The organism is Streptomyces sp. NPDC022910 (genome assembly GCF_055561075.1).
This window is the reverse complement of sequence record NZ_JBVHHL010000189.1, coordinates 1-1,012: the sequence shown is the minus strand read 5'-3', so window position 1 is coordinate 1,012 and position 1,012 is coordinate 1. Positions and strand designations below refer to the sequence as shown.

Sequence of the window (1,012 nt, the reverse complement as noted above, 5' to 3'; positions counted from 1 at the left end):
AGAGGGCGTTAAGTCCGTTTCTGATAGCGGCCACGTCCGGGTTGCTCGAGGAATCCCTGGCGAACGAGTCGTCCCAGGCGGGAGCGGGTGACGTTGATCGAGGGCTCGTCGGTGGGCAGGCCGAGGTGTTCGTGCAGGTCGCGGACGCGGAACACCTTCTCGGGGTGTTCGTTGAAGGTAGTCACGATGCGCTGGTAGACGGTGGCGGTCTCCGCGGAGGCCGGTTCGCAGTCGGGCGGGGCGAGGCCGTCGATGACCTTGCGGGTGGCGGCGAGCTCGGCCAGGCGGGCCTCGGCCTCGGCGAGGGCGGTGGTGAGCTGCTCGATCTGCTCGCGCAGGTTGTCGGCTCGTGCGGTGGTCTCGTCGTGTTCGGCCTGCAGCAGCCGCAGGAGTTCGGAGACGTTCACGCGGCCAGCTCCACGTCGTCACGCCAGGCGGGGGTGGGGGTGGTGAGGCGGCGGAGCATGCCGGCGGTGGAGGCCCAGTAGACGCGGGAGGCCGCGTTGTCGGGCCGGTGGTCATAGTCGCGGGCGAGGCGGCGGTGGAGCATGAGGGTGCCGTTGACCTGCTCGACCACCCACCGTTTCGGTTGCGGGACGAAGCCTTTGCCCTGGTCGTCGGGGTTGCGCCGGACCACCTCGACGGTGATGTCCTTCACCGCTCCGTGGATGATCACGGCGTCCTTGAAGCCCTGGTCGACCAGGGCTTTCTCCAGGCGCATCCCGCATCGTTCGGCCGCTTGGTCCAGCAGGGCGATGCCGGCCTCGTTGTCGTGTGCGTTCGCGGCCAGGACCACCACGCCGATGATCAGGCCCATGACGTCCACGGCGAGCCCACGCTTGCGGCCCGGCGTCTTCTTGTTCGCATCCAGTCCCGTCGTCTTCTTCGGCACCCCGGCCGCCACGCGGACGGACTGGGTGTCGATGATCACCAGGGACGGGTCCTCTAATCGTCTGGACCGCTCCCGCACCTGGCAGCGCAGAATCTCCTGGATCCGCTGGTCGAGGCCGTC

Annotated in this window: 2 protein-coding genes; both read right to left on the bottom strand. The window is 68.7% G+C overall.

What is annotated here, in order from left to right; genetic code table 11:
* Positions 1 to 8 precede the first annotated feature (8 nt).
* A complete protein-coding gene (locus ACZ3TS_RS43085; RefSeq protein WP_467628755.1) occupies positions 9 to 407 on the bottom strand; it encodes a hypothetical protein in 399 nt (132 codons plus the stop codon).
* Positions 404 to 1,012, bottom strand: a 609-nt coding sequence (locus ACZ3TS_RS43080) for a transposase (RefSeq protein WP_467628752.1), incomplete at its 5' end; no start/stop codon positions are given. The genes ACZ3TS_RS43080 and ACZ3TS_RS43085, both read right to left, overlap by 4 nt.